Consider the following 20675-nt stretch of genomic DNA (forward strand, 5'->3'; position numbering starts at 1 on the left):
TGGAGCGGGAAGTGGTCACAGGTCCCGCACAGCCGTGGCTACGCTGGGCCGGTGGACGGCACAGACACGACATCCCTGGACGAACCGGCCGGGGACCAGGTCCTGCGCCTGGGCCGTCCGGCCAGGGCCACGCTGACCACCGCGCTGCTGCTGGTGGCCGGCCTGTTCCTGGCCGGCACCTTCTACGGCTCCGACGACTGGTGGCCGTTCGGCCCGTGGCGGATGTACGCCACGTCGACGGCGCCCACCACCGCCATCGCCGTGCTGACCATCGAGGCCCGGCAGGCGGGCGACGACTCCCCGGGCGCCTGGCGCCCGGCCGACCTGGAGCCGCCGACGGTCGGGCTGAACCGGGCCGAGATCGAGGGCCGGATGCCGGCGATCCTGGCCGACCCCTCGATGCTGGCCACGCTGATCGAGAGCCACTCCCGGCTGCGGCCCGACGATCCGGCCTGGACGGCGATCCGGATCCGGCGCGAGGAGCGGCTGATCGAGAACGGCCGGCAGACCGGCGAGACCCGCACCAGCATCGTGGCGCAGTGGCCCACCGGCTCCGGGGACGCCTCGTGAGCTGGCTGTTCCGGCCCGTTCCGCTGGCCCGGGTGGCGCTGTTCCGGCGTGCCGTCTACGCGTTCGTGATCGTCGACGTGCTGTTCATGCACACGTCCGGGCACCACCACGGCTGGGCCGACCCGGTCTGGTACCGGCCGCTGGAGATGGGCCGGCTGCTGAACCTGCCGGCCGCGTCCGTGGCCCTGGTCGAAGTGCTGCGCTGGGGAACAGTTCTCGGCGCGGCGCTGGCGCTGACCGGACGCCTGCCCCGGCTGTCCGGGGCGGTCGTGGCGGCGGGCTGGATCTGGTACCAGTACGTGGCCTTCTCGTACGGCAAGGTGGACCACGACCGCGGCGACTTCGTGATCGCCCTGCTGGTGCTGCCGCTGATCGGGTCGGCCGCACTGGGCGACCGGCGCCGCAGTGAGCTGGCCGGCTTCGTGCTGCGGGTGGTCCAGCTCGTCGCGATCGCCACGTACTTTCTCTCGGCGTTCGCGAAAGTCCGCTTCGGCGGCTGGGACTGGGTGAACTCGGCGACCTTCGTGCGGGCCGTGGTGCGCCGCCACAACTGGCTCAGCGAGCATCTGCTCCACATCCCGTGGAGCCTGCACGCCTTCCAGTGGGTGCTGTTCACCCTGGAGATCACCGCACCGGTGATCTTTCTGGTGGCGGAGCACTGGCGGCGCCGGATGGTCTACGGCTGGTACCTGTTCCACGCCGCCACGCTCGCCGTGGTCGGGATCGGTTTCTGGCCGCACCTGGTGATGATGCTGGCGTTCCTGCCGTTGGAGGAGTACCGCCTCCCCCGGCAGGCCCGCTCGCCCGTCAGCCCTTCGCGCCCATCGACTCCAGCAGTGACCTGACCTTCGCGGCGAACAGCTGGTCCTTGGCCATCGCCGTGGCCACGGCGTGCTGCACCCGGTCACGGGCCCAGCCCGAGGGCCCGCGCGGGGTGCGCGACTCGGCGTCGAAGTCGGCCAGGTAGGTGGTGCCCGCCAGTTTTCCCTCGACGAGGTCGTGCAGCTTGTCGTAGGAACCGTCGTGCACGCCCCGCGAACCCAGGATACCGACGACCACATTCGCACCCAGCACTGAAGCCTCCTCGCTCCGTGGACCACTTCCCCCTCATCTGGGGGTAGGGGACGACCGTAGTCAAGACATGACACGCGGTGATGCGCCGAGCGGGCGGGTCAGCCCACCGAGCCCGGTTCGGGCATCAGCCGCCGCGACTCGGGACGGCGCACCCAGGCCGAGAGTTTGCGGTACATCTCGGTGACCGGGAGCCCCGGGGACCGGTCCGCACGCACGATCGCGTAGCCGCCACCCTCGTGGTCGGCGCGGTAGCTGAGACCGGGATGCACCAGCTCCGGCCCGAACCGCTCGACCGCCTGCCGGGCCCGGCGGGCCAGATCCACGTCGGCGCGGCCGCCGTCGGGCTGCGGGCAGAGCACCTCGGCCAAGGCCCGGGCCAGCCGCCCGGCCCGGGCGGCGAGCCGGTCGGCCAGCTCCACGTCGTGGGTGAGCAGGTAGGCGGCCGGGGCACCGGGGCCGAACAGCAGGGTCAGGCCGGGCATGGCGGCGCTCTCGATGCGCACCGACGACAGCTCGAAAACGCTCTCGTGCGGCCGGGGTTCACCGGCCGCGAGCATGGCCGCGACCGCCCGGTCGCGACGCAGCACGTCGTCGGGCGCTGCCATCAGCTCGGTCACCGCCCACAGCGCGGGTGGCGCGGTGGCGACCCGCTCCAGGTCGATCCGGGTCTCCATGGCGAAGCTGAAATCGCTGCGCCGGAAAGTGAAGTCGCCGATCCGGACCTCACGGTTCCCGCGAAGATCGACATCCGTTCCCGCACCGAGCACCACTGGCGGCCTCCTGCCCGTCGAACTGCCCCGTCGAAACACATCCCTGCCACCATCAGGCGGCCGGGAACCGTTGCGGGTCAAGATCGATGCAGCGTCACTGCCATGAGTGCGTGCGACTGCCGTTCAGTGCCGGGACCTGGTGGGTGCAGGTTCGCGACGGGGTCGGTGGGACTCAGGATGCCTTGTGGGGCGGTGTGGCCTGGGGCATCACGCAGGCCGCGGTGCCGCCGGGCAGTCGGTGCCGGTTGCGCGCCACCCAGCGGTAGAGCAGACCCGACACCTGCCGCAGGCCGGGCAGTTCGATCAGCCGGCCGGCCGGGCGGGCCCAGAGCCGGGAGGCCCGCAGCAGCCGGGCCACGGCCAGCTCGGCGGCGTACACGGTGCCGTCGGCGTCGACGTACTGCAACGCCTCGGTGCACGCCTCGGCGGTGAGCCCGTAGGCGCTCAGGTCGAGACGCTGCCAGGGCTCGACCGCGGCCGGGGGCCGCAGGTAACCGGTGACCACCCCGGCGAGCCGGGTGCAGATGCCGCAGTCGCCGTCGAACACCAGGACCGGCGAGGGCGCGTGCGGGGATGATGACGGCATGGTGGAATTTTACTCCTCGGCCCCGGGTGTCGACCCGGCGCGGGAGCCCGAGGAGGTCGGGGCCGCGTTCGCCGCCCCGGCGACGGAGGCCGCCGCGCAGGCCGTGGTGGACCGGCTCGGCCGGGTGGACTGGTCACCGCCCTGGACCGGGGACCGGCACCGGGCCCACGTCCTGCTGTTCCGGGAGTACCTGCGGCGCTCGGCGATCTGGTACGACTTCCTGGAGCCGGCACCGCCCGGGCCACCGGCGTTCCGGCCCTGGCTGTTCGCCGACCTGGCCGTGCTGGTGGCGCCGGAGGTGCGGGCGCCCGCGGCGGCGGTCGAGCGGCTGCGGGCGGAGTGGGGCGACCGCTGGACCGGCGGAAGCCGGAAGGCCGCGTTCCAGGCCGTGCAGTGGGCCGCGCTGATCGCCTCCCACCACCCGGCCCACCGCGAGCTGGCCGCCCGCGACGACCTCCCGCCCGACCCCTACGAGCCGGTGCTGCGGTTCCTGGAACGCGGTGGCGAGGGCTTCGGCCTGCCCGTGAACGGGTGGGTCGATCTGGGCTCCGGCAGTTCGGTGCGCACCGGGCCGATCTCCGAGAACCTGCTGCGGGAGCCGCTTCTCGATCTCAGCGACGGCAATCTGGACCGGCTGGAACGATGAGGGACGACGCCGGGTGGGGCCCACCCGGCGTCGTCCCTCATTGACGCGTCAGACCTGCGCGCGGGTGCGGATCGCCTCGGTGATCCGCTCGATCGCCTGATCGATCGGCACCCCGTTGTCTTGCGAGCCGTCGCGGAACCGGAACGACACCGCGCCCTTGGCCACGTCGTCGTCACCCACGATCAGCATGAAGGGCACCTTCTGCTTGGTGTGGGTGCGGATCTTCTTGGGCATGCGGTCGTCCGAGTCGTCGACCTCCACCCGCACGCCGGCCGCGCGCAGCTTCTGCGCGACGTCGTTCAGGTAGGGCACGTGGTCGTCGGTGACCGGGATGCCGACGGCCTGGACCGGGGCGAGCCACGGAGGGAAAGCGCCGGCGTAGTGCTCGACCAGTACCCCGAAGAACCGCTCCAGCGAACCGAACTTGGCCGAGTGGATCATCACCGGCTGCTGCCGGGTGCCGTCGGCGGCGGCGAACTCCAGGCCGAACCCCTTGGGCTGGTTGAAGTCGTACTGGATGGTCGACATCTGCCAGGTGCGGCCGATCGCGTCCTTCGCCTGCACCGAGATCTTCGGGCCGTAGAACGCGGCGCCACCGGGGTCGGGCACCAGCTCGGCGCCGGACTCCTCAGCCACCTGCCGCAGCACCTCGGTGGCCTTCTCCCAGTCCTCGTCCGAGCCGACGAACTTGTCTTTCTTGGCCGGGTCGTCGGAGCGGGTGGAGAGCTCGAGATAGTAGTCGCTGAGACCGAAGTCGCTCAGCAGGCCGGTGACGAACCTCAGCAGGTGCCGGATCTCGTCGGGGGCCTGCTCGGGGGTGACGTAGCTGTGCGAGTCGTCCTGGGTCAGACCACGCACCCGGGTGAGACCGTGCACCACGCCGGACTTCTCGTAGCGGTAGACCGAGCCGAACTCGAACAGGCGCAGCGGCAGCTCACGGTAGGAACGCCCGCGCGACCTGAAGATCAGGTTGTGCATCGGGCAGTTCATCGCCTTGAGGTAGTACTCGCTGTTCTCCAGCTGCATCGGCGGGAACATGGTGTCCGCGTAGTAGGGCAGGTGACCGGAGGTCTCGAACAGCTGGCCCTTGCTGATGTGCGGGGTGCCGACGTAGGAGAAGCCCTCCTCGATGTGGCGCTGCCGCACGTAGTCTTCCATCACCCGCTTGATCACGCCGCCCTTGGGGTGGAAAACCACCAGGCCGGAACCGATCTCGTCGGGGAAGCTGAACAGGTCGAGCTCGGTACCGAGCTTGCGGTGGTCGCGGCGCTCGGCCTCGGCCAGCCGTTCCAGATAGGCCTTCAGCTCGTCCTTGGTGGCCCACGCGGTGCCGTAGATGCGCTGGAGCTGCGGGTTCTTCTCGCTGCCCCGCCAGTACGCGGCGGCGCTGCGCATCAGCTGGAACCCGTTGCCGATCAGCCGGGTGGTCGGCACGTGCGGGCCGCGGCACAGGTCTTTCCAGGCCACCTCGCCCTTGCGGTTGAGGTTGTCGTAGATGGTCAGCTCGCCGCCGCCCACCTCGACGTCGGCGCCCTCGGCGTCGCCGGCCCCACCCTTGAGACCGATCAGCTCCAGCTTGTACGGCTCGTCGGCCAGCTCGGCGCGGGCCTCCTCGTCGGTGACCACGCGGCGCCGGAAGGTCTGGCCCTCCTTGATCAGGCGCTGCATGGTCTTGTCGAGAGCCTTCAGATCCTCGGGGGTGAAGGGGGTCTCGACGTCGAAGTCGTAGTAGAAGCCGTCGCGGATCGGCGGGCCGATACCGAGCTTCGCGTCTTTGAAGGTGGCCTGCACGGCCTGCGCGAGCACGTGGGCGGTGGAGTGCCGCAGCACCGCCAGGCCCTCCGGGTCGGCGGCGGTGACGGGCTCGACCTCGTCACCCGCGGAGAGCTCGTGGGTGAGGTCGCGCAGCTCGCCGTTGACGCGGGCCACGAGCACGGCGCGGTCGTCGGCGAACAGGTCCGCGGCCGTGGTCGCCGCGGGGACTTCCCGCGGCGAACCGGATACGGACACGGTGACCTGGGCTGACACGGTGACTCCTCGATAGTCGGTGAACACCCGGACGGGGTGCGTGCCGATGCTACCGAGCGCTCCGGCCCTCGCGCCCGCGGGTTTCGGCCCTGCCCCCTCAGGGTGGGACAGGCGTGTGCCGATAACGCGTCCGTGGCAGGAGCAGAGACCGCTGAGTACACCGAGGTCAGGTTCGCGGACGCGGACCGCGAGGAGCAGGCCCGGCTGGGGGCCGTGCACGCCCTGCGGCTGCTGGAGCAGCCGGTGACCGAGAGCATCGACCGGGTGATCGAGATGGCCGCCGAGCTGTGTCACACCCCGTTCGCGACGATCAACATCGTGGACGAGGAGTGGCTGCACTCGATCGCCGCGACCAACGGCCCGCAGGGCCGGTTCCCGCGCGAGGACATCCCCTGCGACCTGGTGGTGCGCAGCGGTCAGGAGCTGGTGGTGCCGGACGCCACGTCCGTGCCGATGCTGGCGGCCAGCCCGGTGGTCGACGGCACGCTGGCCAGCGTCGGGTTCTACGCCTCGGTGCCGCTGCGGACGCTGTCCGGGCACGTGGTGGGCACGCTGTGCGCGTACGGCCAGGAGCCGCACGACTTCAGCGAGACCCAGCTGAAGATGCTCCGGCTGCTCGCGGACCACACCATCGGCATCTTCCAGATGGGCGACGCGGTGGAGCGGGCCCGGCAGGCCGCCGACCAGCTGTCGCAGCAGTCCCGGGTGCTGGTCACCGCGTTCCAGCACGCCACCGACGGCATCGCCGTGGTGGCGCTGGCCGGGCCCGAGTCCGGGCGGATCGTGCAGGCCAACCCGGCCGCGTGCACGCTCACGGGCCGTTCCACCCTGGTCGGGGCCAGTCTCGCCGAACTGCTCAGCGGGCCGTCACGACCGGAGACTCCGTTGAGGGACGACGCAGGGCCGCGCCCCGCGCCGCCCGGGCGCAAGCCCGACCGCCTGGTGCTGCTGGAGAAGCTGGACCGGCTGGTGTCCGAGCCGGCCGGCACCGTCGCCAACGACACCTTCGAGCACCTGACCCAGATGGCGGTGGGGACCGGCCACATCTACATCCAGCTGGTGATCACCCTGACCAGGGACGACGAGGGCGGGCCGGAACACGCCCTGGTGCAGATGCGCGACGTGACCGCCCAGCAGGCCCACGAGAAGTGGCTGAACCGGCAGACCCAGACCGACCCGCTGACCGGGCTGGGCAACCGGCTGGCGATGCGGGAGCGGCTGGGCGAGGAGATCTCGGCGTTACGGGTGAGCGAGGCCGGGCTCGGCGTGCTGATGATCGACCTGGACAACTTCCGGGCCGTCAACGAGCGGCTGGGCCGGCCCGCCGGTGACGACCTGCTCTGCCGGATGGCGACGTCGCTGGTCACCGCGCTGCCGGTGGAGGCGTTCGCGACCCGGCCGGACGGTGACAAGTTCGTGGTGATCACCGCTGCCCCCGGCGCCACCGAGGTGCAGGACCTGGCCGGACAGGTGTCGCAGGCCCTGGCCGAGACCTCCGCCTACTTCGGCGACCGGCTCGGGGTGCGGGTCGGGGCGAGCATCGGCACCACCTTCACCCGCAACCCGGCGACCGACCCGGACGAGCTGATCAAGGCCGCGGACTCGGCGATGTACGCGGAGAAGCGCCGCAACCGGCTGGCCCTGGCCGAGGCCCCGTCGGGGTTGCACGCGGTGCCCTCGCCGCGCGGCGAGGACGAGGCCCCGGTGCCGCCCCCCACCCCGGCCCCGCGGCACCAGCCGAGCGGGCCGGGTGAGAGCGCACATCCGGCGCGCAGCAAGCAGTCCTGAGGTCGGCTGGGCTTCCGGAGGCGGCCGGTTTCTCGGGCCGGACCGGCTTGTCAGGCCGGACCGGCTTCTCGGAGCGGCTTCTCGGAGCGGCTTCTCGGACTGGCCGGCGTCGTCCGGCCGGGGAGAAACTGTGCGGGCGAGGCTGCGCGGGCGAGGCTGTGCGGGCGAGGCTGCGCGGGCGAGGCTGCGCGGGCGAGGCTGCGCGGGCGGGCTGATCAGGTCAGCGCGGCCAGGCTGCCGGTGAACGCGCCGACGGCCAGCCGGGCGATGTGCGGGGGGCCGATCCGGTCACGGCGTTCCGGCGGCATCGAGAGCCACTGGGTGACGGCGGAGTCGACGTAGCCCAGGTAGGAACGCACGGCCAGCTCGACGACCGTGGGGTCGCCCGGCACCGTGACCCCGGTGGCCGAGAGGTCGGCCAGGAGCCGTTCGGTCAGGGCGGTGCGCAGTTCGCCGACGATGGCCATCGCCTCGGGCTGGGACTCGTCGGTGAAGCCGCGCAGCACCGACAGCACGCCCGCCGGATGCTCGCGCGCATAGCCGGCGTAGAGCTCGACGGTGGCCGCGAGCCGCTCCAGCGACGGTTCGCCCGGCACCGCGTCCAGTTTCTCGGCGATCCGGTCCACGGCGCCGCGCAGCACCTCCAGGTAGAGCTTCTGCTTGCTGCCGAAGTAGAAGACGACCAGCGGCGCGGACACCCCGGCCGCAGCGGCCAGGTCGGCCACCGAGACGGCCGCGTAGGGACGCCGGCCGAACTCCTCCCGGGCCACCGCGAGAATCGCCGCCCGCCGCTCGTCCGGGCCCATTCTGCGCTTCACGGGGAGTACGCTAACGTCTCACTATTGAACGCTTCTTCAATAAGGAGTCTTGGTGTCGGCCTGGTCGGATCACGTCATCTGGTGGCAGCTCCACCCGCTCAGCTTCACCGGCGCACCGGGGCAGTTGCCCGCTCCGCCCGGCCCGCCCGCGCACCGGCTGCCGAAACTGCGCGACTGGCTGGGATACCTGATCGAGCTGGGTGCGAACGGCCTGCTGCTGGGCCCGGTGTTCGAGAGCGGGACGCACGGCTACGACACGATCGACCACCTCCGCATCGACCCGAGGCTGGGCGACGAGGCGGACTGGGACGACCTGGTCGCGGCCTGCCGCGAGCGCGGCGTGAAGATCTTGCTGGACGGCGTGTTCAATCACGTGGGCCGCGACTTCCCGCAGTTCCGCGACGTTCTCGAGCACCGCGGCGCCTCGGAGTACGCGGACTGGTTCCACCTGGACCTGACCGCGACCGACGCCCCGGACGGGTTCGGTTACCGCGACTTCGAGGGGCACGGCGGGCTGGTCGCGCTGAACCACGACAACCCGGCGGTGCGCCGCTACACGGCCGGTGTGATGCGGCACTGGCTGGACCGGGGCGCGGACGGCTGGCGCCTCGACGCCGCCTACCAGGTGCCGCCGGCGTTCTGGGCCGAGGTCGTCGGCGAGGTGCGGGCCACGCACCCGGACGCCTGGTTCCTGGGTGAGGTGATCCACGGCGACTACCGGGAGGTGGTGCGGGAGGCCGGGCTGGACTCGGTGACCCAGTACGAGCTGTGGAAGTCGGTGTGGAGCAGCCTGAACGACGCCAACTTCTGGGAGCTGGACTGGACGCTGACCCGGCACAACGAGCTCACCTCCGGTTTCGTGCCGCAGACCTTCGTGGGCAATCACGACGTGACCCGGATCGCCAGCCGTCTCGACGACCCGCGTCACCTGGGTCACGCACTGGCCGTGCTGTTCACCGTCGCCGGTGTGCCGAGCGTGTACGCCGGTGACGAGCAGGCCTTCCGGGGCGTCAAGTACGAGCGGGTGGACGGCGACGCGGAGATCCGCCCGGCCTTTCCCGAGTCCCCTCACCAGCTGGCCGATTTCGGCCTGCCGGTGTACCGCCTGCACCAGGACCTGATCGGCCTGCGCCGGCGGCATCCCTGGCTGACCCGCTGCGTCACCCGCAAGGTCGAGCTGACCAACGAGACGTTCGCCTACGAGGCCGTGCCCCCGGAGGGTGAGCCCGGCCTGGCGGTGCTGCTCAACGTGTCGGACGAGCCGTGCGGGTTCGGCCTGGACCGGCCCGTCAAGTGGCTGCTGGGCAGTGCGCCGGACGGGTCGGGCACCGAGGTCGAGGGGCACGGCTGGGCGATCGTGGAGTTCCAGGCGTAGCTCTTCGCCCCCCGGTTTCTCACCTCAGACCACGGGCGCCCCGGCCTGAGGACCCTGCACCTGCCAGCCCTTCGGGTGCACCCCACCCGGCACCGGGGCGGCCGGGTCGTAGGGCGTGCGGGTGAACACGAACGTGCCGATGTCGAGGGCCACCACCCGGCCCTCGGCGTCGCGCACGGGCCGGAGCCGCTCCCCCTGGTGATAGCCCTCCAGACCGGTCCATTCGCCGTCTGCGTCGCGGCGGAACACGCCGGCCCGGGTCGCCGTGCCGGCCAGGCCGGTGGCGATCAGGTCGCCGGTGCCGGTCAGCCGCAGCCCGAGCCCGTTCGGGCCCCAGTACCAGGGGCCGGTCAGGGCGAGCGCCTCGTCGTCCGGCTGTTCGGCCGGGGTCCAGGTGGGGCCGAGGTACGGCTCGTGCTCCCGCATGATGTCGAGCAGGGCCATGGCCAGGCCGTTGGTCTCGCCGCCGTTGGTGGAGTTGGTCAGCACCACCGCACCGGTCTGCTGGGCCGGGTCGACGAACAGCCCCGAGACGAAGCCCGGCATCGACCCGCCGTGACCGAGCACCACCCCGCCCCCGCGCTCGTAGGTGAAGATGCCGAGCCCGTAACCGCGACGGCCCGCCGCCGCGTCGACGCCCGTCGCCTGCCCCATCTCCGACAGCGACGACGCCGAGAGCACCCCGCCGTCAACGCTGTTCAGCAGCAGGCCGGCGAACCGCCCGAGGTCGGCGACCGTGGACCAGAGCTGCCCGGCGGGCGCCATCGCACCGGCGTCTTCGGCGGGCTCGGGCAGCACCAGGTCGGCCCAGGGATGAACGGCCCAGCCGTCGGCCGCGTGCGGCCCGGCGAGGTACGAGGTGTGCCGCATCCCGAGCGGTTCCAGCAGTTCGCGGTGCAGCGCGTGAAACCAGGACCGGCCGCGCGTGCGGGCCACCAGCTCGCCCAGCACCGCGTAACCCAGGTTGGAGTAATGGAACCGGCGCCCGGCGGGGAACAGCACGTCGTCGGCCCGCAACCGGGCGGCGAGCTCGTCCCACCCGAGGCCGGCGACGCGCTCCCACCAGTCCGTGGGCGCCTCGGCCCGCAGCCCGGACTCGTGTGCCAGCAGCTGCCCGACGGTGCGGTCGCCGAACGGGAGGCCGGGCACGTGCTTCTCGATCGGGTCGTCGAGCGCGACCAGTCCCTCGTCGCGCAGCCGCAGCACCAGCACCGCGGTCATGGTCTTGGTGATCGAGCCGATCCGGTAGGGCGTGTGGACGCCCGGCTCGGCACCGCGCACCGTGCCTCGCGTGCCGCTCCAGACCAGCCGGCCGCCCCGGGTCACCCCGGCGACCAGACTCGGCAGACGGCTCTCGCGCTGCACCCGGGCCGTGGCGGCGAGCAGGTGGCGGGCGGTGCTGGGGGCGATTGACTCATCTGCGGGCATGGCCGCACTGTAGGCCGGGCCCACGCGCAGCCGCGAGGGCGCGGGCCACGCGCTTTCGTGCTCACTCCAGCGCCTACTCCAGCACCTAGAGGTGTCATCGGGGCAGGGCCGGGCGCACCATGAACGGAACGCAACCTCCAGACCGTCACACCGTCGTGCGTCTTCCGGAGGCAGTTGATGCATCAGCAGGATCTGGACCCGCTGGCCGGAAGTCTCGCCTGGTCGGCCTTGTTCGCGGCGCTGCCCCTGGTGGTGCTGTTCGTGTTGCTCGGGGTGTTCCGGGTGCGGGCCTGGCTGGCCGCCGTGACCGGGCTGGCGCTGGCGCTGCTGGTCGCCCTGCTGGTGTGGACGATGCCTGTGGACCAGGCCCTGCTGGCGGCCACGGAAGGGGCGGCGTTCGGCCTGTTCCCGGTGATGTGGATCGTGGTGAACGCGATCTGGGTGTATCAATTGACCCGCCGCTCGGGGCATTTCGACGTGCTCCAGCGCACCTTCTCGAACGTCAGCCCGGACCGCCGGGTGCAGGGTGTGATCATCGCGTTCTGCTTCGGCGCGCTGCTGGAGGCCCTGGCCGGGTTCGGCGCGCCGGTGGCGATCTGCTCGGTGATGCTGGTGGCGATCGGCCTGAGCCCGATCAAGGCCGCCACCACGGCGCTGGTGGCCAACACCGCGCCGGTGGCCTACGGCGCGGTGGCGACCCCGGTGATCACCCTGGCCCAGGTGTCGGGCCTGCCCCTGCGCGACGTCAGCGCGATGACCGGCCGGCAGGTGCCGTTCCTGGCGCTGATCGTGCCTTTTCTGCTGCTCTATCTGCTCGACGGGTGGCGGGGACTGCGGCAGGTGTGGCCGCTGGCCGCGGTGGTGGGCGCGAGCTTCGCCCTGGCCCAGTTCGCGGTGTCGAACTACGGGCCGGTCGAGCTCAGCGACATCGCGGCCGCACTGCTCGCGGCCGGGGCGGCGCTGCTGCTTCTGCGTGCCTGGCATCCGGACACCTCCGAGGACCCACGGGCGGGCGACGAAACCCCCACGGCCCGGCACGACGCCGAGAAGGCGATGGCCGGGCCGGCACCCACGGAGAACTCCGGGAGCGCCGGGGAGCCGGGAACGACGCCCTCGTCGTCCCACATTGAAGAAACACGCCCCGACCACCCCCAGGTTGTGGACGACCGCCGGGAAATTCTGCGCGCCTTCGCGCCCTACCTGATCGTGATCGCGTTGTTCAGCGTTGTCGCGGTCCCCGCCGTGAAGGAACGACTGTCCGGCACCACGACCACATTCGGCTGGCCGGGGCTGGACGTCGTGAAGGCCGACGGCAGCGAACTGGCGCTCACCACCTTCAAGTTCGACTGGCTGGCCACCGGCGGTACCGTGCTGCTGCTGACCGGCGTGCTGACCGGGCTGGTGCTGCGGCTGGGGGTGCGGGACTGGCTGGGCTGCTACGGCGAGGTGCTGGTGCAACTGCGCACGGCCGTCCTGACCGTGGTGGCGGTGCTCGGCATCGCCTACGTGATGAACACCTCCGGGATGACCTCCACGCTCGCCGCCTGGCTGGCCGGGGCGGGCAGCCTGTTCGCGCTGCTGTCACCGCTGCTGGGCTGGTTCGGCACCGCGGTGACCGGGTCGGACACCTCGTCGAACTCGCTGTTCGGGGCGCTCCAGGTCAGCGCCGCGGCCGAAACCGGGCTGGATCCGCTGCTTCTGGCCGCCTCGAACGGTTCAGGCGGGGTGCTGGGGAAGATGGTCAGCCCGCAGAACCTGGCGATCGGCGCCGCGGCTGTGGGCCTGGCCGGGCGGGAGGGCGAACTGTTCCGGGCGGTGCTGAGGGCCACCGTGATCCTCCTGCCGGTGATGTGCCTGCTGGTGGTGTTGCAGGCCTCACCGGTGCTGTCGTGGATGGTGCCGTGAGCGAAGCGGTCCGGGTGGAAAGGCATCCGCCGGGCAGCGCCCTGGCCGGATACTCTGGCCTCATGGGAAATTCGCTGACGGTCAGGCAGTTACGGCCAGACGACTGGCAGCTCTTCGCCCGGCTCCGCCTGGAGTGCCTTGGCACCGCACCCGAGGCCTTCGCGAGTCGCTACGAAACCTGGCAGCACGCAACGCCGGAGCAGTGGCGCAGCCGTCTGCTCGACGTGCCCGCCAACTGGGCGGCGATGGCCGGCTCGACGCCGATCGGCCTGATCAGCGGCTCCCTCGACGGCGACGGCTCGGCCGAGCTGATGTCGATGTACGTCTCCCCCACCGGGCGTGGGCGGGGCACCGGTGACCTGCTGATCAGCACCATGGTCGGGTGGTCGGGCCGGCAGCCGGGCGTCCACCGGGTCGGGCTGGGTGTCTACGAGAACAACGACCGGGCCCAGAAGCTGTATCTTCGCAATGGTTTCAGCTTCGACGCGCCGGCCACCGGGAACCCGGCCGCCGAACGCCGGATGACGCGATGGCTCCAGTCACCTTCCGGGGCGTACGTCAACCGTTGACGGCCCCGGCGCACGTTCCGAGATTCTCGACTGCCGATGGTCGAGGACTGCGATCGAAGGGGATTCAAGGATGCGTCTTCTGCGAGTCGGTCCCACCGGCGCCGAACGGCCTGCGGTACTGGACGACGACGAGCGGCTGCTGGACCTGTCCGGCGTCGTGGGAAATCTGGCGCCCACGCCGGAGAACCTGCGGGCCATCCGGGAGGCCGTGACCGGTGGCCGGCTGCCCCTGCTGGAATCCGGGCAGCGCGTCGGGGCCCCGCTCCCCCGCCCGGGCAAGATCGTCTGCATCGGCCTGAACTACCGCGACCACGCCGCCGAGACCGGAGCCACGATCCCGGCCGAGCCGGTCGTCTTCCTGAAGGCCCCGCACACCGTGGTCGGCCCGCACGACACCGTGCTGGTGCCGCGTGGCTCGGTGAAGACCGACTGGGAGGTCGAGCTGGCCGTCGTGATCGGCCGCACCGCACGGTATCTCGACAGCACGCAGGAGGCCCTGGCCTGCGTCGGCGGCTATGCGGTGTCGCACGACGTGTCCGAGCGGGAGTTCCAGCTGGAGCGGGGCGGCACCTGGGACAAGGGCAAGAACTGCGAGACGTTCAACCCGTTCGGGCCGTGGATCGTGCCGGCCGATGAGGTGCCGGACCCGCAGAACCTGTCGCTGAAGCTCTGGGTCAACGGCGAGCTGCGGCAGGACGGGAAGACTTCCGACATGATCTTCGGAATCGGCGAGATCGTGCACTACCTGAGCCGTTTCATGGTGCTGGAGCCCGGTGACGTGATCAACACCGGCACCCCGGCCGGTGTCGCCCTGGGCCAGCCCGACCCGAAACCGTACCTGCGGGCGGGTGACGTGGTGGAGCTCGAGGTCGAGGGTCTCGGCCGCCAGCGCCAGGTTCTGGAGCAGGCATGAGCGAGTACGAGGGGATCCGGGCGATCGTCACCGGCGGCGCCTCCGGCATCGGCCTGGCCACCGTGCTCGACCTGCGCTCGCGCGGCGCCCGGGTGGCCGCGCTCGACCTGAAACCGGCCGACCCGCAAGACATCTCCTGCGACGTGTCGGACCAGGCCTCGGTGGAGGACGCCGTGACCCGGGCCGCCGGGGAGCTGGGCGGCATCGACGTGGTGATCAACAATGCCGGCATCGGGGCCCGGGGCACGATCGAGGACTCCCCCGACGCCGACTTCCGCGCGCTGTTCGAGGTCAACGTGCTGGGCACGGTCCGGGTCACCCGGGCCACCCTGCCCTGGCTGCGGCGCTCGGCCTCGCCGGTGGTGGTGAATACCTGCTCGATCGCCGCCTGGACCGGGCTGGAACAGCGGGCGGCCTACAGCACGTCGAAGGGCGCCGTGCAGGCCCTGACCCTGGCGATGGCCACCGACCACGTGAAGGAGGGCATCCGGGTGAACTGCGTGATGCCGGGAACCGCCGACACCCCCTGGGTGCAGCGGCTTCTCGCCTCCGCGACCGACCCGGCGGCGGAGCGGGCGGCCCTCGACGCGCGTCAGCCGCTGGGCCGCCTGGTCTCCGCCGACGAGGTGGCCCACGCCATCTGCTACCTGGCCAGCCCGAGAGCCGGATCGACCACCGGGGCGGTCCTGGCGGTGGACGGCGGCTCGCACACGCTGCGGCCCATCCCCAGGTGAGAGGCCACCATGAGCATGAACTCCGGATGCGGCCGCACCGGCCGTCACCGAAGCTGGGGCGGTGACCCTTCGCAGCACCCTGACCTCGTCGCTCAAGCCCGTCGCCCTCACCGCGGGGCTGATGCTCGCCGGCACCGCGGCGGGGCGTCCCGACGATCCGGCCTACTACCGGTCGCTGCGCCAGGCGCCGTTCGCCCCGCCGCCGGCGGCGTTCGGCCCGGCCTGGGCGATCGCGAAGCTGGGCTGGTCGGTGGCCACCGTGCGGGCCTCGCGCACCGTGCAGGGCCCCGACCGCAAGCGTCTGCTCGCCCTCGCCGCGGTGGACGCCGCAGTCTATGTCAGCTTCTCCTACGCCTACTTCCGCCGCCGCAGCCCGGTGCTCGCCGCCGCCTGGACCGCGACCGACGCCGCGGTCACCGCCGTCTCACTGCCCCTGCTGGCCCGGCACGACCGGGCAGCCGCCGCGGCCCTGCTCCCGCAGGCCGCCTGGCTGGGGCTGGCCACCCCGGTCGCCGTCTACCAGGCCCAGGCCAACCCGGACCCGATCTTCGGCGACCGCCTGGTCAGCCGCTGATCACCCGCACTCCAGTTCCATCAGCGTGTCGGCCCGGGCGTAGTAGTCGGCCACGGGCAGCCGGTCGCGGGGGATCCGGACGAAACCCGCCGCCTCGTACAGGTGGATGGCGGGCGTCAGCTTGCTGTTCGTGCCCAGGAACAGCCGGGCCGCACCGAGTTCCCGGGCCCGCCCGACCGCCGCCGCCACGAGCCGGCGGCCCAGGCCACGGCCCTGCGCCGCGGGTGCCACCGCCATCTTGGCCAGCTCGAACACCGTGTCCGGATGGGCCAGCAACGCGACGCACCCGATCACCGCGCCGTGCGGGTCCCGGGCCACGAGCACGTCGCCACCCGGTTCCACGATGCGCCCGAACGGGTCACCGAGCACCAGCCGGTCCGCGTCCTGCACGGTGAACAGCCGGGAGATCCACTCCTCGTTCAGCGTGCGGAAGGCGTCGGCGTCGGCCGGGGTGGTGATCGACGAGATCACGGCCGGAGCTGGAACGTGCGGCATGAGAAGGGTTTTCCTTTGCTGAGGTGGGCTCCCGACAGTCTCCGGCGGCGGCACCGATACGTCCAATACCCGCCGCCGGCCCAGTCAATAAGCTGCGGCTATGGATCAGCGCATCGAGTTCCGCCACCTGCGGTACTTCCTCGCCCTGGCCGAGGAGCTCCATTTCGGCCGGGCCGCCCGGCGCCTGCACATCGCCCAGCCGGCGCTGTCCCAGCAGATCAGGCAGCTCGAGAAGATCACCGGCACCGACCTGTTCCGGCGCACCTCGCGCAGCGTGCAGCTGACCGAGGCCGGGGCGGCGTTCCGGCCCAGGGCACACGACCTGCTGCTCCGGCTGGCCGCCGACCTGGACGAGGCCGGCCGGATCGGCCGGGGTGAGTCGGGCCGGCTGGACGTCGCCTACATCACCTCCGCCACCGCCGTCGTCAGCGAGCACCTGCGGGCGTTCTCCCGCAACCGGCCCGACGTGCAGGTGAAACTGCACGACGGTTTCACCACCGACGTCCTCACCGCTTTGGCCCGGGGCACGGCCGACGTCGGGATCGTGCGGGACGCCGAGGAGCAGGACGACATCGCACTGTCCCCGCTGATGTCGGAACGGTTCGTCGCCGTCGTCCCCGCGGATCACCCGGCCGCGCGGGATGCTGCCCGGGACGGCGATCGGGTGCCGGCCCGGGCGCTGGCCGGCGACCCGCTGATCCTCTTCCCGAGAACGGCCGGCAGCCGGGCGTTCGAGCTGAACACCCAGCCCCTGCGGGACGCCGGTGCCGTCGTCCGCGTCGCCCAGGAGTGCTCGAGCTGGCACACGATCATCATGTTCGTCGCCGCCGGTCTCGGCGTCACGATCGCGCCCCACAGTGCCACGACGCTGCTGCCCGCGGGCGCGCGACGGCTCGAGCTGGCCGGGCCACCGGTGATCAGCCAGGTTTCCGCCGCCACCCGGCGCGGCGACGACCGGCCGCTGGTGCGTGCTTTCCTGCCGGCCGGGCAACCGAACGGGATACGGGTCAAAGTTGACTGAGGCCCTGGTTAAGGGGCTCAAAAGTCGCTTCGCCGGAGCTTTCGGGAGGACCATACTCGAGGTGTGCCCTCGCGACGTCACGTGACTCAGGTCCTCACCGCCCTCGGCCTCGGCGCAGCCGTGCTGCTGACGGCGTGCACCTCCGGCGGGTCCGGGGCCGAACCGGCGCCCACCCAGACCACTTCCGGCGCCGACACGGTCTCCGAGGCCGGCAAGGGAGCGGCCTGTGAGCAGTACCGCGACCTGTCCGAGCAGGTCGAGTCCGCGAGCGCCGAGGTGCAGGGCATCACGGTCAGCAGCGAGGAAGACGGCAAGAAGGTCACCGAGCTGATGTCCCGGGTCAGCGACCTCACCGAGAAGGCCGACGCCGCCTACGCCCTGTGCTACGCCGAGGGGGTCAGCCCGAGCGCGTCGGCCGCACCGTGATCCGGGTATCGGTCACGAAAAATGGTGGACGACGCACGCATTCGCCGTCCACCATCCTCGTGGCCAGCGCTGCCGCCCACCGCAGGACGGGCAGCGCACACACCAGGTGACGGGATCTGGCCTGGGCCTCGGCCTCGGCCTGGTTCAGCTGTGGCGGAAATCCGTGACCGTGGCGGGAAGCCATGGCCATGGCGGCGACGGGAGGTTGTGGCCGTGGCGGTAGGCCCGGGCCGTGGTCGGAAGTCATGGCCGTGGTCGGAAGTCATGGCCGTGGTCGGAAGTCATGGCCGTGGTCGGAAGTCATGGCCGTGGTGGGAAGCCGGCGTCAGTAGCTGTGCCGCGCCCGCCGTCGTAGGTCGGGCAGCACGTTCTGCCCGGGTGAGAGCTGGGCCGGCTGGTCCCGTGACGTCTCGGCTTCGGCATCCGCCCGGATCACCGGGATCGGAACCGTGTCCCACGACGCCGGGTAGGCCGCCGCGTGGGCATCGGCCGCGGCGACCGCCCGGGGCACAGCGTGAGCGGGCACCGGCGCGGCCCCCACCCAGCCGGGCCGGGCCACACCACCGGCCACGTTCCCGGCCACACCACCGGCCCCGTTCACAGCCCCGTTCACAGCCCCGGCCACCGGGACGGGGGCCACGACCGGAACGGGCCTCCCGTCGTCCACCATCGAGGTCGGCGAGGGCGCGAACGGCACCCGCTGGAAACGGGACTTCAGCCGCAGGATCGGCTTCTCGAAGAAGTACCACGACCCCGCGGCGGCCCCGATCGCGAGCAGCCCACCGAGCGCGCGCTCCTTGCCGGTGAGCATGCGGCCGTGCGGCTCCAGGCTGATGAACACCCAGTTCCACAGGTACACGCCGTACGAGACGGTGCCGAACCAGCGCAGCACCGGGTTCTCCAGCACCCTCAGCTTCGAGGCACCGAGCACCACCACGGCACTGAGCAGCACCACCGGCAGCATCAGCAGCGTGGCCACCCGCCAGTCCGGCTCGGGCAGCCGGGTCAGCACCAGGGGCAGCACGCACACCGTGGCCAGGCTGCCGGCGGCGACCGGCGCGGGGATGCGCAGCCAGGGCGCGGGCTCGGCGCCCCGTAGCGAGGTGGCCAGCAGGCAGCCGGTGAACAGGAAGATGGCGTTGCTGTCGGGTGAGTAGTAGGTCCAGTCGTAGGTGAGGGCCACGATCGACAGCACGTGCCACGCCAGGGCGGCGATCCAGATGTTGCGCACCACGCGCGTCACCCGGGCCCCGTCGCCGTTCACCCGGGAGATGATCCAGCCCAGCAGCAGCGGCCAGACGAAGTAGAACTGCTCCTCCACCGACAGCGACCAGGCGTGCCCGAGCACCGAGAAGTGCCCGGTGGCGCTGTCGAAGTCCTGCACGTAGAAGAGGGTCGTCATCAGCCCGGGCAGGATGTGGTGCAGCCGCGGGTCGTGCGCCAGCCAGAGCACCAGGGGCGTGAGGACGACGAGGAGCACCAGCGCCGGGAAGAGCCGCAGACCGCGCCGGATGTAGAAGTCCGTCATGCTGACCCGCCCGAACCGCTCGCGTTCGGCCAGCAGCAGGCTCGTGATCAGGAACCCGGAGAGCACGAAGAAGATCGCCACCCCGGCCGGCCCGAGCAGTTCGGCGTGATAACTGCTGACGTGTGAGAGCACCACCATGATCACGGCCAGGCCGCGCAGGCCGTCGAGACCGGGGATCCGGTGGTGCGCACTCTTGCCTGCACTGGACGATGTCACGATCAAGCATGATGACGCTTAGAGGGAGCTGAGTGTTAACGATTCCTCTGTGACATCCTCCGAATGAGTGACGGCCGGACGGGGAGACTTGGCATGGGACACGTTCTGGTCGCGGTCGACAAGTTCAAGGGCTCCCTCGACGGCCGCACCGCCAATGCCGCGCTCGCCCGCGGCCTGCGTCGTGCCCGGCCGGACCTGCCGGTGCGGGTGCGGGAAGTGGCCGACGGCGGCGACGGCACCCTGGCGGTGCTGCTGGACAACGGATTCCGCGCGGTCGCCGTCGACGTCACCGGCCCCACCATGGTGCCGCGCCGGTCGCTGATCGGGCTGCGCGGAGACGAGGCGTTCGTCGAGCTCGCCGAGGTCTGCGGGCTGGTGCACCTGCCCGGCCACCGGCTGGACGGGATGCGTTCCACCACCTGGGGTCTGGGCCTGGCCGTGCGCGCCGCGCTCGACCTGGGCGCGCGCGGCGTGCACCTGGCCATCGGCGGCAGCGCCTCCACCGACGGCGGTCTCGGTCTGCTCACGGCGCTCGGCGCGGTCGCCACCGACGCGTCCGGCGCCCCGGTCACGCCCGACGCCGCGGGCCTGCTCCGGGTGACCGCCCTGGACCTGTCCGGCCTGGACCGGAGGCTGACGGGGGCCAGGATCGTCGCGGTCACCGACGTCCACAACCGGCTGACCGGACCGCAGGGCGCCGCCCACGTGTACGGCCCGCAGAAGGGCCTGACCGAGGACCAGATCCCGGCTGTCGACGCCGCGCTGGGAACCTGGGCCGAACTGCTGCACCTCGATCCCGCGCAGCCGGGCACCGGGGCCGCGGGCGGTGTCGGCGCGGGCGTCGTCGGCGGTCTGGGCGGCCGTCTCGTGCCCGGCGCCCCGTACGTGCTCGACGCGACCGGGTTCGACGCCGACCTGCCCGGCGCGTCGCTGGTGGTGACCGGCGAGGGGTCGTGGGACGAGCAGAGCCCGCACGGCAAGGCCCCCGCCGAGGTGCTGCGCCGGGCCCGGGCGGCCGGCCTGCCCACCGCTCTGGTCGCCGGCCGGGTCAGCGGTCACGATCTGCTCCGCGAGCTGGGGGTGCACCCGGTGACGGCCCTGACCGAGCTGGCCGGCGGCTCGGCCGAGGTGGCGATGCGCGACGCGGAGCGACTGCTCGAGCTGGCCGGCACACGGCTGGGGAACGGGCTGCCCCGGTCCGGCTGAGTCCC

21 protein-coding genes are annotated in these 20675 nt (G+C 71.9%); 13 read left to right on the forward strand and 8 right to left on the reverse strand.

Features of this window, described 5'->3' with window-relative positions:
- Positions 1 to 51: 51 nt before the first annotated feature.
- Together KIH74_RS08630 and KIH74_RS08635 are read left to right on the forward strand one after the other, a co-directional pair.
- Positions 52 to 570 carry a hypothetical protein gene (locus KIH74_RS08630; protein WP_214155282.1) on the forward strand — a complete coding sequence of 173 codons (519 nt, stop codon included), beginning with the start codon at positions 52 to 54 and terminating at the stop codon, positions 568 to 570.
- Positions 567 to 1415: an HTTM domain-containing protein gene (locus KIH74_RS08635; RefSeq protein ID WP_214155283.1), complete on the forward strand. Its 849-nt coding sequence runs from the start codon at positions 567 to 569 to the stop codon at positions 1413 to 1415. Before KIH74_RS08630 ends, KIH74_RS08635 begins: the two co-directional genes overlap by 4 nt.
- On the opposite strand, the gene KIH74_RS08640 is transcribed toward KIH74_RS08635, so the two are convergent.
- The 3 genes from KIH74_RS08640 to KIH74_RS08650 all read right to left on the reverse strand — a co-directional run bounded on the left by KIH74_RS08640 (position 1378) and on the right by KIH74_RS08650 (position 3000).
- On the reverse strand, positions 1378 to 1644 hold the full coding sequence (locus KIH74_RS08640; RefSeq protein ID WP_214155284.1) for a hypothetical protein: 267 nt from the start codon (positions 1642 to 1644) through the stop codon (positions 1378 to 1380). The genes KIH74_RS08635 and KIH74_RS08640 overlap by 38 nt on opposite strands.
- A 98-nt stretch (positions 1645 to 1742) precedes the next feature.
- Positions 1743 to 2414 carry a hypothetical protein gene (locus KIH74_RS08645; RefSeq protein ID WP_214155285.1) on the reverse strand — a complete coding sequence of 224 codons (672 nt, stop codon included), beginning with the start codon at positions 2412 to 2414 and terminating at the stop codon, positions 1743 to 1745.
- Between the two features lie 172 nt (positions 2415 to 2586).
- Positions 2587 to 3000, reverse strand: coding sequence for a thiol-disulfide oxidoreductase DCC family protein (locus KIH74_RS08650; protein ID WP_214155286.1), 414 nt, complete (start codon positions 2998 to 3000; stop codon positions 2587 to 2589).
- Here KIH74_RS08650 and KIH74_RS08655 point away from each other — a divergent pair.
- On the forward strand, positions 2999 to 3646 hold the full coding sequence (locus KIH74_RS08655; RefSeq protein WP_214155287.1) for a hypothetical protein: 648 nt from the start codon (positions 2999 to 3001) through the stop codon (positions 3644 to 3646). The two genes, KIH74_RS08650 and KIH74_RS08655, sit on opposite strands and share 2 nt — an antisense overlap.
- Positions 3647 to 3694: 48 nt before the next feature.
- Here KIH74_RS08655 and thrS read toward each other — a convergent pair whose 3' ends face one another.
- Positions 3695 to 5674, reverse strand: coding sequence for a threonine--tRNA ligase (gene thrS, locus KIH74_RS08660; protein ID WP_214155288.1), 1980 nt, complete (start codon positions 5672 to 5674; stop codon positions 3695 to 3697).
- A gap of 132 nt (positions 5675 to 5806) precedes the next feature.
- Here thrS and KIH74_RS08665 point away from each other — a divergent pair, with 132 nt between their 5' ends.
- Positions 5807 to 7462: a sensor domain-containing diguanylate cyclase gene (locus KIH74_RS08665; protein ID WP_214155289.1), complete on the forward strand. Its 1656-nt coding sequence runs from the start codon at positions 5807 to 5809 to the stop codon at positions 7460 to 7462.
- Positions 7463 to 7677: 215 nt separating this feature from the next.
- Here KIH74_RS08665 and KIH74_RS08670 read toward each other — a convergent pair whose 3' ends face one another.
- Positions 7678 to 8280 (reverse strand): TetR/AcrR family transcriptional regulator, encoded by a 603-nt coding sequence (locus KIH74_RS08670; protein ID WP_214155290.1) that lies wholly within the window; start codon positions 8278 to 8280, stop codon positions 7678 to 7680.
- A gap of 52 nt (positions 8281 to 8332) precedes the next feature.
- Here KIH74_RS08670 and KIH74_RS08675 point away from each other — a divergent pair, with 52 nt between their 5' ends.
- A complete protein-coding gene (locus KIH74_RS08675; protein WP_214155291.1) occupies positions 8333 to 9655 on the forward strand; it encodes an alpha-amylase family protein in 1323 nt (440 codons plus the stop codon).
- 24 nt (positions 9656 to 9679) lie between these two features.
- Here the strand turns inward: KIH74_RS08675 and KIH74_RS08680 are convergent, their stop codons facing one another.
- On the reverse strand, positions 9680 to 11083 hold the full coding sequence (locus tag KIH74_RS08680) for a serine hydrolase domain-containing protein (RefSeq protein ID WP_214155292.1): 1404 nt from the start codon (positions 11081 to 11083) through the stop codon (positions 9680 to 9682).
- Between the two features lie 177 nt (positions 11084 to 11260).
- On the opposite strand from KIH74_RS08680, the gene KIH74_RS08685 reads away from it, so the two are divergent.
- The 5 genes from KIH74_RS08685 (at position 11261) to KIH74_RS08705 (ending at position 15778) form a co-directional block, all read left to right on the forward strand.
- Positions 11261 to 12988: an L-lactate permease gene (locus KIH74_RS08685; RefSeq protein WP_214155293.1), complete on the forward strand. Its 1728-nt coding sequence runs from the start codon at positions 11261 to 11263 to the stop codon at positions 12986 to 12988.
- A gap of 62 nt (positions 12989 to 13050) precedes the next feature.
- Positions 13051 to 13557 carry a GNAT family N-acetyltransferase gene (locus KIH74_RS08690; RefSeq protein ID WP_214155294.1) on the forward strand — a complete coding sequence of 169 codons (507 nt, stop codon included), beginning with the start codon at positions 13051 to 13053 and terminating at the stop codon, positions 13555 to 13557.
- A gap of 70 nt (positions 13558 to 13627) precedes the next feature.
- The gene (locus tag KIH74_RS08695) at positions 13628 to 14470 is read left to right on the forward strand and encodes a fumarylacetoacetate hydrolase family protein (protein ID WP_214155295.1); all 843 of its coding nucleotides are present in this window, start codon (positions 13628 to 13630) and stop codon (positions 14468 to 14470) included.
- Positions 14467 to 15204, forward strand: a complete 738-nt coding sequence (locus KIH74_RS08700) for an SDR family NAD(P)-dependent oxidoreductase (protein WP_214155296.1) — start codon at positions 14467 to 14469, stop codon at positions 15202 to 15204. The genes KIH74_RS08695 and KIH74_RS08700 overlap by 4 nt, the downstream gene beginning before the upstream one ends.
- Positions 15205 to 15265: 61 nt before the next feature.
- On the forward strand, positions 15266 to 15778 hold the full coding sequence (locus KIH74_RS08705) for a tryptophan-rich sensory protein (RefSeq protein WP_214155297.1): 513 nt from the start codon (positions 15266 to 15268) through the stop codon (positions 15776 to 15778).
- Here KIH74_RS08705 and KIH74_RS08710 read toward each other — a convergent pair whose 3' ends face one another.
- Positions 15779 to 16273: a GNAT family N-acetyltransferase gene (locus tag KIH74_RS08710; protein WP_214155298.1), complete on the reverse strand. Its 495-nt coding sequence runs from the start codon at positions 16271 to 16273 to the stop codon at positions 15779 to 15781.
- 100 nt (positions 16274 to 16373) lie between these two features.
- Between KIH74_RS08710 and KIH74_RS08715 the strand changes: the two genes are divergently transcribed.
- On the forward strand, positions 16374 to 17294 hold the full coding sequence (locus KIH74_RS08715; RefSeq protein WP_214155299.1) for a LysR family transcriptional regulator: 921 nt from the start codon (positions 16374 to 16376) through the stop codon (positions 17292 to 17294).
- A 63-nt stretch (positions 17295 to 17357) separates the two neighbouring features.
- Positions 17358 to 17720: a hypothetical protein gene (locus tag KIH74_RS08720; RefSeq protein WP_214155300.1), complete on the forward strand. Its 363-nt coding sequence runs from the start codon at positions 17358 to 17360 to the stop codon at positions 17718 to 17720.
- Between the two features lie 325 nt (positions 17721 to 18045).
- Here KIH74_RS08720 and KIH74_RS08725 read toward each other — a convergent pair whose 3' ends face one another.
- Positions 18046 to 19464 carry an acyltransferase family protein gene (locus KIH74_RS08725; RefSeq protein ID WP_214155301.1) on the reverse strand — a complete coding sequence of 473 codons (1419 nt, stop codon included), beginning with the start codon at positions 19462 to 19464 and terminating at the stop codon, positions 18046 to 18048.
- A 93-nt stretch (positions 19465 to 19557) separates the two neighbouring features.
- Here KIH74_RS08725 and KIH74_RS08730 point away from each other — a divergent pair, with 93 nt between their 5' ends.
- Positions 19558 to 20670: a glycerate kinase gene (locus KIH74_RS08730; RefSeq protein ID WP_214155302.1), complete on the forward strand. Its 1113-nt coding sequence runs from the start codon at positions 19558 to 19560 to the stop codon at positions 20668 to 20670.
- The last annotated feature ends 5 nt before the right edge of the window (positions 20671 to 20675 follow it).

It is taken from the genome of Kineosporia corallincola (assembly GCF_018499875.1).
GTDB lineage: Bacteria > Actinomycetota > Actinomycetes > Actinomycetales > Kineosporiaceae > Kineosporia > Kineosporia corallincola.